Origin of the sequence: Nostocoides japonicum T1-X7, assembly GCF_001046855.1 — a bacterium.
GTDB lineage: Bacteria > Actinomycetota > Actinomycetes > Actinomycetales > Dermatophilaceae > Nostocoides > Nostocoides japonicum.
This window is the reverse complement of the sequence record NZ_HF570958.1, coordinates 4,428,522-4,438,460: the sequence shown is the minus strand read 5'-3', so window position 1 is coordinate 4,438,460 and position 9,939 is coordinate 4,428,522. Positions and strand designations below refer to the sequence as shown.

The window sequence follows — 9,939 nt, the reverse complement described above, 5'->3', positions numbered from 1 at the left end:
CGTCAGGGTCGACACCCGCGGGTGGCCGGACCAGCTCGGGGGCCAGCACGGTCTCGGCGTCGACCAGCACCGGGTAGTCACCGGCGGCGACGAGGTTCTCGCGGTGCACGTCGGTCGTGCCGAGCGCGTGCAGGACGGCCAACAGGCAGCCGGCACGCCGGAAGAACACCGCGGACCGGCTCCTTCCGCCGCGCACGGGAGCCGCCTCGACGAACTCCTCCCATCCGTAGCCGGTTCGCGGAAGCACCGTCACGGGACGCAGCTGGTAGTCGGTATGCCGGTCGACGAGCCAGGCGAAGAGGGAGTGGGTCGCGGCCTCGGCGCCGAGGTCACGGGGCTTGTAGACCACGCGGATGCCGCTGTCGAAGGTCAGCACGTGCACGGTCCGGCCGCCGCGGTGCGGGTCGGACAGCCCACCGCTCAGGCTGACGAGGGCACCGAGACCGCCGACGCCACCGAAGACGTCGGACAGCATCGAGCGGTCGGCCTCCAGGCGGGTCGCGAGCTCCGTGGCGTGCTCGACCCACTGTCGCAGCACGGTCACCGACAGCCGCATGAGGACGGGCAGGTCGTCGACCAGGAGATCGCGCGCGAGGTGATCGCGCACGAAGTCGCGGTAGGTCGCGGAGGTCATGACGTCACCGGTGGCGACGGTCCAGCTGCGGGATCGGCGGAAGGCGTCCAGCGCGCTCTCCAGCGTCTCCCACCACAGTCGCCCGAGGCGGTGCCGCAGCAGGTCGAGGAGGCCGGCCTCGAGGACGGGGTCGCCGGCCACCACACCAGCAGCGGCGAGCTTCGCGCGCGCCACGGCGACGAATGGCGCCAGGCAGGCGGAGAAGGGCTCGGCCGGGTCGCCGGGCAGTCCCAGCGTGGGGTCCTCGAGCGCCTGGGCCAGTGAGGCCGCCTCGCCGAGGATCCGCTCGGCCCACGACACCCAGCCCGGTGGCCGGAGGTAGCGTCCGGGGCCGAGGTGCCGGTCCAGGACGGTGGGGTCGTTCCCGGTGCAGGTTCCCCCGATGCGGCGGGCGTGATCGGCGAGCCGATCCTGCTGCCCCTCGAGCGTGATGGCGGCCCACCGCTCCCGCAGCCGAGCCCCGTCGTCGCCGCCCGGGATCGGGCGCCACGTGGGGTCGAAGCGGTCGGCCAGCGGAGCGGCCTGACCGGCAGTCCCGTCGCTCACGCGTGCGACGCCGGTCGGAAGAAGAGGAACCTGCACCGAGATCGACATGGGCTCAGCAGCAGTAGATCGGGACGAGCGAGCAGGTGTCGCCCCACGCTGTGTGGAACCAGCCGCCACTGCCACCCGCGGCGGCGTCCAGCTCCCGCTCGGACAGCTCGCGCGCCCGGGGTGCGGCGGGGAGGACGAGGATCATGCTGCCTTCGGGCTCCTCGATGACGCGGATGTCGGCGTCGGCGGGCAGGCCGAAGCCGACCTCGGAGCGGACGGTGCCACTCGGGTCGGACACCAGCCGCTGCCGGAAGTCGGCGTCCTGCCAGGCCCTCGTGACCAGCTTCTCCTCGAACTCGTGACGTGAACGTGCTTCCACGGTGGAACCTCCTGGGATGTGTGCCCCACCTGACGTGGAGCCGGCTGGTCGATCCAGCCGAGGAGAGCGTCGCCGGCCGCGCTCTCACCGCGCTCTCACGGCGTTCGCAGGTGGGCGAGAGGGACGGAGAGGCTCGTGAGAGCACGTCTGCGCAGGCTGACGACATGAACCTGACGCCCTTCGTGATCGCGGCCTACGGTGTCGGGCAGGCACTCCTCGCCAGCACGGTCCCGGCGGAGCTCCACGAGTGCCGGACCCGGCTCGGTAGGTCGACGCCAACGGTCCAGCAGGACCGGGTCGCCGTGGCGGCCGTCAGTGGGCCAGGGCGAGGGTCGCCGCGCCGACGCTGAGGACGGCGCACAGCAGGCCCCACACCGCGAGACGGGCGGGCGCGAGCCGCACATCGGCGGCCCGGCAGCGACCGAGCCAGAGCAGCGTCGCGAGAGAGGCCCAGGGCGTGACGAGCGGGCCGGCGTTCGTGCCGACGAGGAGGGCCATGAGCCGCAGGGGGTGGTCCTCTGCGGCCGGCTCGAGGGCGAGGTATGCCGGGAGGTTGTTGACGACGTTCGCGCCCACGGCTCCGGTCGCGGACACCCGGAGCAGGTCGAGGGTCGAGGTGCCGGTCCCCGCGACGTCACGGAGCGCGGCGGTCAGCCCGTGGCCGTCGGCCCACGCGATGACGACCGTGACGGCGACGAGGCCGAGTGCCATGAGCCACGGCACGGGGAGTCCGCGGAGCACCTCGCGGTGCCGGACCAGCGCGGTGCCGAGCAGCACCGCCGCGGCGCCCAGAGACACCCAGGCCGGAGGCAGACCGAGGGCGAAGAGGGGTCCGACGACGAGGCATACCGAGCAGGAGACGACGAGGAGCACGCGGTCGGGGGCGACCGGCGGCTCCTCCACGCCGTAGCGCCCGCCGAGGTCGCGGCGGCGGACGACCGCGATGACGACGAGGGTGGCGAGGATGGCGGCCACCGCGGGTGCCGCGGCGAGCCGGACGTACCCGCCGTGCCCGACGCCGAGGTCCGCGAACCGGCCGACGGCCAGCAGGTTCGTGAGGTTGGACACCGGGAGCAGGAGGGAGCCGGTGTTGGCGATCCACAGCGTCGTGAGGGCGAAGGGGACGGGCGAGGCGTCGATCTGGCGCGCGACGGCGAGCCCGACCGGGGTGAGCAGGACGGCCGTCGTGTCGAGGCTGAGGACGATCGTGCAGACGACGGCCAGCGCCGCGAAGAGCAGCCACAGGACGATCGTGCGATGGCGTCCGAGCCGGGCGACGTGGTGGCCGGCGAGCGCGAACACCCCGGCCCGCTCGGCGATCTCGGCGGTCACCGTGATGGCGAGCAGGAAGACGACGACCGGGCCGACCCGCTCGACGAGGTCAGCCACAGGGTCCGTTCGGGCGAGGGGTGACGTTCAGCGTCCAGGGCCGGCCGGCTGCGGCGGGGCCGGCGAGGTCGGTGACGAACGCGTCGTCGACGGCCTCCGCGAGGGCCTGTGGGGTCCGGGGCTCCGCACCGAGGAGACACAGCTGCCGGGCGAGGAGGCCCCGGGTGTGCTTGGCCAGGTGGCTCGCCCCGGGGACGGCGACCTTGACCCACCGCCCGGCCGCGGCCGCGCGCGGCCGCCAGACCGTCGCATAGGTCGTCGACCGGCAGTCGACGACGAGACCGCTCCCGGCGGCGGGGGAGAGGACCTCGTCGAGATGCTCCCGCCACAGCGGTGCGAGCGGCCCCACCCCGGGGACGTCGACGCCCATCCGGCACCGGTAGGGCGTGACGTGGTCGGTCGGGCGGACGGCGCCGTAGACCGCGGACACGACGACGAGCCACCGGTTGGCGCGGCGGCGGGCCGGCCCGGTGAGCGACGGGTAGCCGAGGGCGTCGTAGAGGACACCGGTGTAGCAGTCGAGGGCGGGCAGGGCCGGAGCGGTCCGCAGGACGCGGTTGCGGGCCACCTCCCCGGCGAGCGACGGCGGGACCTCGAAGACGTCCGTCGCGTCGTCCCGCTCGCTCGCGGCGACGACACCCTCGAGGACCTTCTCGCGGACGGCGGTGAGCTCGGGGAAGGACAGCCGCGTCAGGTCGAGCGGTCGGCCCCGGCGGCGGCCCGTCTTGGTCTCGGACGGCGGGAGGAGGACGAGCACGCAGGCAAGGCTACGAGGTGTCTGCGGCCCGCGCCGGGCCGACCGGCATAGGTTGACGGTCATGCCGCAGACGACGCTGAGGTTGCAGGCGACCGACCCGGGGATCCTCACGGCCCGGTTCGAGGAGATCCGGTCGCAGCTGAAGGTCCCCGAGCAGTTCCCGGCCGCCGTCCTCGCGGAGGCCGAGCGGGTCGCCGAGGCCCCTCTCGAGGTTCCGGAGCGCGACGAGACCGACGTCCCCTACCTCACCGTCGACCCTCCGGGATCGATGGACCTCGACCAGGCGCTCCACCTGTCGCGACAGGGGAGCGGCTACCTCGTCCGGTATGCCATCGCCTACCTGCCCGCCGTCGTCGCCCCGGGCGGGGCCGTCGACGGCGAGGCACGACACCGGGGGCAGACGATCTACTCGCCCGACGAGCGGACGCCCCTCCACCCGCCCGTCGTCAGCGAGGGAGCGGCGAGCCTGCTCCCGGGACAGGTGCGCGCGGCATACGTCTGGTCGCTCGTCCTCGACGCGGACGGGCGGACGACGTCCGCCGAGGTGCACGTCGCGCGGGTCCGCAGCGTGAACAGGTACTCCTACGACGAGGTCCAGCGGTCCCTCGACGACGGGTCGGCCGACGAGCGGGTCATGCTCCTGAAGGAGATCGGGAGCAAGCGGGTGGAGCTCGAGGCCGAACGCGGCGGCGCGAGCCTGCCCATGCCCGAGCAGGAGGTGACCCAGGACGACGGCGGCGGCTACCACCTGAGGTTCCGGCCGCCCGTGCCCGCGGAGGAGTGGAACGCGCAGATCTCCCTGATGACCGGGATGGCCGCGGCCGACCTCATGATCGGGGCGCGGGTCGGCGTCCTGCGGACTATGCCGGCGGCGCCGGACGGCGCCGTCCGGAGGTTCCGGCGGCAGGCCCGGGCCCTCGGTGCGCCGTGGCCGGAGGGGCAGCGGTACGGCGACTTCCTCCGCGGGCTCGACCGGACGAACCCCCGGCACCTCGCCCTCATCTACGCGGCGACGACGCTCTTCCGGGGCGCCGCCTACACGCCCTTCGACGGAGCGCTCCCCGAGCAGCGGATCCACGCGGCGGTCGCCGCGCCCTACGCCCACGTCACCGCACCCCTGCGCCGGCTCGTCGACCGCTTCGGCCTCGCCGTCTGCGAGGCGGTATGCCGCGGCGCCGACGTGCCGTCGTGGGCGCGCGAGGCGCTGCCGGGGCTGCCGGCCGTCATGCGGTCCTCCGATGGACTCGCGTCGAACGTCGAGCGCTCCTGCACCGACGCGACGGAGGCCGCCGTCCTCGCACCCCACCTCGGCGCGGACTTCGCCGCCGTCATGGTGGAGCGGACCGACAAGGGGGCCGTCCTCCAGCTGCTCGACCCGGCCGTCGTCGCGCGGGCGGAGGGGCCGGGGGAGGCCGGCGACGACGTGACGGCCCGCCTCACGAAGGCCGACGTGGCGACGAGCAGCGTCGCCTTCCAGATCCAGGGCTGATCCGCTCCGGCTCCGACCCTGCCGGCGCCGCCGACGGCACCCGCCCCGCTCGGCGAGTGGCGGGCGGGCCATCGCGCGGACCGGGCCTGTCATCGACGTCACCTCCGTTGGAGCGCTCTCGGCGACGCATCGCCCACCTCTGGGGGCATAGCCTCGGGGTGTCGGGCTGGACAGCGAAGGAGCTGAGTCGTGGTGAACAAGTTCGTCTACGCCTTCGAAGAGGGCGACAAGGACCAGAAGGACCTCCTCGGCGGCAAGGGGGCCAACCTCGCCGAGATGACACGCCTCGGGTTACCGGTGCCGCCCGGCTTTATCATCACGACGGAGGCCTGCCGGTACTACCTCCAGCACGGACGGATTCCCGACTCCCTCCGCGTCCAGGTGACGATGGCGCTGCGCCGACTCGAGGACGTGACCGGCCGCCGGCTCGGGGACGCCGTCGACCCGCTCCTGGTCAGTGTGCGGTCGGGCGCGAAGTTCTCGATGCCCGGCATGATGGACACCGTCCTCAACGTCGGGCTCAACGACTTCTCCGTCGAGGGTCTCGTCGAGGCGTCCGGCAGCGAGCGGTTCGCCTGGGACTCCTACCGTCGGCTCATCCAGATGTTCGGCAAGACGGTCCTCGAGGTCGACGGAGAGGCCTTCGCCCAGGCGCTCGACGACGCCAAGGAGGCCAAGGGCGTGACGAGCGACGTGGAGCTCGACGCCGACGACCTCAAGGGGCTCGTCGAGACCTTCAAGGCGATCGTCGAGAAGCACACGGGCCGGGGCTTCCCCCAGGACCCGCGCGAGCAGCTCGACCTCGCGACGGAGGCGATCTTCCACTCGTGGAACAGCGACCGGGCCCGGCTGTACCGCCGTCGGGAGCGCATCCCCGACGACCTCGGCACCGCCGTCAACGTCGTCACGATGGTCTTCGGCAACCTCGACGACCGGTCGGGCACCGGGGTCTGCTTCACCCGGGACCCCGCGACCGGCAAGACCGGCTCGTACGGCGACTACCTCGTCAACGCCCAGGGCGAGGACGTCGTCGCCGGCATCCGGAACACGCTGTCCCTCGACGACTTCAAGAAGGTCGACCCCGACTCGCACAAGGAGCTGCGCAGGATCATGCGCCGGCTCGAGACGCACTACCGCGACCTGTGCGACATCGAGTTCACCGTCGAGAAGGGCAAGCTCTACATCCTCCAGACCCGGGTCGGGAAGCGCACGGCGGCCGCCGCATTCCGGATCGCGACCCAGCTCGTCGACGAGCAGCTCATCACGATGAACGAGGCGCTGGACCGGGTGAGCGGCGAGCAGCTGGCCCTCCTCATGTTCCCCCAGTTCGACAAGTCCGCCGACCGCGAGGTCCTCACCCGCGGCATGGCCGCCTCCCCGGGGGCCGCCGTCGGCGCCGTCGTCTTCGACTCCGCCACGGCCGTCGCGTGGAAGGCCCGCGGAGAGGACGTCATCCTCGTCCGCAAGGAGACCAACCCCGACGACCTCGAGGGGATGATCGCGGCGGCGGGCATCCTCACCTCCCGGGGCGGCAAGACCTCGCACGCGGCAGTCGTCGCCCGCGGCATGGGCAAGACGGCGGTATGCGGCGCCGAACAGCTCGTCGTCGACGTCACCGCCAAGGAGGCCCGGGCGGGTGAGGTCACCCTCCGCGAGGGAGACGTCATCTCCATCGACGGGTCGACGGGCGAGGTCTTCGCCGAGGCGCTTCCCGTCGTCCCCTCGCCGGTCGTCCAGTACCTCGAGGAGGGCATCGACGCCGCCGTCGCGGACGCGGACAAGGACACGGCCGAGCTCGTCCGGGCCGTCGACCGCCTCCTCGGGCACGCCGACACGGTCCGCCGGATGGAGGTCCGCGCCAACGCCGACACCGCGACCGACGCCGATCGGGCCCGGCGGATGGGCGCCCAGGGCATCGGCCTGTGCCGCACGGAGCACATGTTCCTCGGGCCCCGGCGCGAGCTCATCGAACGGGTCGTCCTCGCCGACACGCCCGACGCGCGGTCGGCGGCCCTCGACGCGCTCCTGCCCCTCCAGCGGGACGACTTCGTCGAGCTGCTCACCGCGATGGACGGTCTCCCGACGACGATCCGGCTCCTCGACCCGCCGCTCCACGAGTTCCTGCCCGACCGGGCGGAGCTCATGGTGAAGGTCGCCCTCGCGGAGGAGCGCGGCGAGGACGTCGAGCACGACCGCAAGCTCCTCGCCGCCGTCAACCGGCTCCACGAGGAGAACCCGATGCTCGGCCTGCGCGGCGTGCGGCTGGGGCTCACCGTCCCCGGCCTGTTCGCCCTCCAGGTCCGAGCGATCGCGGAGGCGACGGCGATCCGGCTCGAGGCCGGTGGCCACCCGCACCCCGAGATCATGGTGCCGCTCGTCGGGTCGCTCATGGAGCTCCACCTCGTCGGCGACGAGACCGAGGGCATCGTCGAGGAGGTGTCCGAGGCGGAGGGCGTCACCATGTCGATCCCCATCGGGACGATGATCGAGCTGCCGCGGGCCGCGCTCACCGCCTTCCGGATCGCCGAGGTCGCCCAGTTCTTCTCCTTCGGCACGAACGACCTCACCCAGACGACGTGGGGCTTCAGCCGCGACGACGTCGAGGCCGCGTTCTTCGCCGACTACCTCAAGAAGGGCATCTTCACGGTGTCGCCGTTCGAGAGCCTCGACCGGGACGGCGTCGGCCGGCTCGTGCGGATCGCCGTCGAGGACGGTCGGCGCACCCGGCCGGACCTCACGCTCGGCATCTGCGGCGAGCACGGCGGCGACCCCGAGTCGATCCACTTCTTCCACGACGTCGGTCTCGACTACGTGTCGTGCTCGCCCTTCCGCGTGCCGATCGCCCGGCTCGAGGCCGGCCGCGCCGTGGCGGAGGCGGGGGAGGAGACGTCGATCAGCGCCTGACCGGGTGGCAGACCGCCAGGGGCGCGGGGAGGGCTCGCGGATCAGGTGGCGCCCGGCGTCGGGCGGGCCCGGTGGATCCGGATCTCCTCGATGAGCAGGATCGTCACCGAGCCGGCGAGCAGGCCGACGAGCTCGACGAGGCCCGACACCTCGCCGAGGAACGCGAGCGCCGCGAGGACGACGCCGCCGACGATGCGGAGCGCGGCGAACGGCATACCGAAGACGAGGCGGAAGAAGCCGATCCCGATCCAGTAGGCGCCGACGCCACCGGCCAGGTAGCCCCCGAAGGAGGCGGACGCCGGATCGGTCGGGTGGTCGAGGACGTCGTGCAGCCCGGCGACCGCGACGTCGACGCCGACGAGCATGAGGGCGAAGGCGTACCCGAACGCGAGGAGCGAGAGGGTCTCGCGATGGTGCGGCTCGGCGGCGGTGAGTCGCCGGTATGCCGTGTCGTCGGCACCCTCGCCGAAGTAGGCCCAGTAGAGGGTCGCGGCGAGCGCGAGGGCGGTGAGTAGGACGACGACCTGCTCGGCGTCGAGGTCGCGCAGGACGACCCCGAGCCCGATGCCGATCGTCAGTACGGCCTCGCCGATGACGAGGATGAGGAGGACGCCGTGCCGCTGGACGAACCGGTCCGGGGGTCCCGACGGGGTCGCCGTGGTGGCCACCCAGGGGTGCTCGGCGAGCCAGGCCCGGACCAGCTCGGCGAGCACGGCGCCGACCCAGAGCACGACGAGGCCGGACCCGCCGACGACCGCGCCGGCGAGGACGAGGGCGGGGGACACGCAGCGGAGCCCGACGACTCGCGCGACCTCGCTCCGGGTCGCGCGGTCGAGCTCGAAGACGTAGAGGGCGACGTGGCTGCCGACGAGCAGCGTGAAGGCCAGGGCGAAGACGAGCCGGCTGTCGCCCGTCGCGGCGGGGATCGACAGGGCGACGACGAAGTTGGCGAGGATGGCGACGGCGAGCACGGCCCGGCCCCGCCCGCTCGCCGCGGCCCGGGAGAGCGACGCGTAGCTGCCGAACGTCCACCACAGGAGGACGACGAGCAGGACGGTGCGTCCGAAGCCGGCCCATGAGGGAGCGTCGGCGAGGCTCTTGGCGAGCTGGGTGATGGTGAAGACGAAGAGGATGTCGAAGACGTACTCGAGGGCGTGCGACTGGGCGTCGTGCGCCGCGCCGTCGTGTTCGCCCGCCACGAGGCCAATCTAGGGACGCGCTCGCCCACCGCGCCCGTGTCGCGGCGCGTCGTTACCGACTCGTTCGAATGCCGTGGGCCGCGGCGCTCACTCCTCCCGCCGGCGGGCCAGGTCGGGGTCGGCGAGCCACCACGGCGTCGTGAGGCCTCGGTCGCCGGACGCCTCCTGTGCGTCGAGCCTGGCGTCCACGGCGGCCGCCTCGCGCTCGTCGGACCGCACCCAGCCGGCGAGGACGGCGAAGATCATCGGGACCCCGACCGCCTCGGCGACGGCGAGGAGGGCGCCCCCGACCCACTTGTCGACGGTCGTCATGACGACGATGCCGGGGATGGCGTCGAGGAGTCCGTCGGCGAAGGCGAGGAACGTCTTCAGACCCGGGCCGCACCAGGCGGGCAGGAGGTCCTCCGACAGCAGGGGCAGGTTGACGAGAAGGCCGATGACGAGGGCGGTGAGCTGCAGGAGGGCCCAGGATGTGGCGGACACCTGCGCCCTCGCATACCAGTCCGAGGTGAAGGCGATCGTGAGGACCGCCGCGCTGAGCACCGACGCGACGAGGGGGAACATGAGGGCGCGGGCGACCCATCCCCGCAGCCAGCGCGCCTCCCGGCCGGTCGCCCTCTCCCACAGCGCGACCGGCTCGCCGAGGGCCAGGCC

Annotated in this window: 8 protein-coding genes; 2 read left to right on the top strand and 6 right to left on the bottom strand. The window is 73.1% G+C overall.

Annotated elements, in window-relative coordinates; translation table 11 throughout:
• The 4 genes from BN12_RS20170 to BN12_RS20150 all read right to left on the bottom strand — a co-directional run.
• On the bottom strand, positions 1–1,180 hold a 1,180-nt coding region (locus BN12_RS20170), incomplete at its 3' end, for a type 2 lanthipeptide synthetase LanM (RefSeq protein WP_162233114.1).
• A gap of 52 nt (positions 1,181–1,232) precedes the next feature.
• Positions 1,233–1,547 carry an NHLP leader peptide family RiPP precursor gene (locus BN12_RS20165; protein WP_048555280.1) on the bottom strand — a complete coding sequence of 105 codons (315 nt, stop codon included), beginning with the start codon at positions 1,545–1,547 and terminating at the stop codon, positions 1,233–1,235.
• 312 nt (positions 1,548–1,859) lie between these two features.
• Positions 1,860–2,936 carry an ArsB/NhaD family transporter gene (locus tag BN12_RS20155; RefSeq protein ID WP_048555276.1) on the bottom strand — a complete coding sequence of 359 codons (1,077 nt, stop codon included), beginning with the start codon at positions 2,934–2,936 and terminating at the stop codon, positions 1,860–1,862.
• Positions 2,929–3,693, bottom strand: a complete 765-nt coding sequence (locus BN12_RS20150) for a YaaA family protein (protein ID WP_048555275.1) — start codon at positions 3,691–3,693, stop codon at positions 2,929–2,931. The genes BN12_RS20155 and BN12_RS20150 overlap by 8 nt, the downstream gene beginning before the upstream one ends.
• Before the next feature lie 61 nt (positions 3,694–3,754).
• Here BN12_RS20150 and BN12_RS20145 point away from each other — a divergent pair, with 61 nt between their 5' ends.
• Entirely contained in the window at positions 3,755–5,182 is a 1,428-nt protein-coding gene (locus BN12_RS20145; RefSeq protein ID WP_048556661.1) for an RNB domain-containing ribonuclease, read from the top strand.
• 192 nt (positions 5,183–5,374) lie between these two features.
• On the top strand, positions 5,375–8,086 hold the full coding sequence (ppdK, locus tag BN12_RS20140) for a pyruvate, phosphate dikinase (RefSeq protein ID WP_048556660.1): 2,712 nt from the start codon (positions 5,375–5,377) through the stop codon (positions 8,084–8,086).
• 41 nt (positions 8,087–8,127) lie between these two features.
• Here ppdK and BN12_RS20135 read toward each other — a convergent pair whose 3' ends face one another.
• The gene (locus BN12_RS20135; protein WP_048555274.1) at positions 8,128–9,285 is read right to left on the bottom strand and encodes a low temperature requirement protein A; all 1,158 of its coding nucleotides are present in this window, start codon (positions 9,283–9,285) and stop codon (positions 8,128–8,130) included.
• 87 nt (positions 9,286–9,372) lie between these two features.
• The coding region (locus BN12_RS20130) for a cytochrome c oxidase assembly protein (RefSeq protein ID WP_048555272.1) at positions 9,373–9,939 on the bottom strand (567 nt) is incomplete at its 5' end.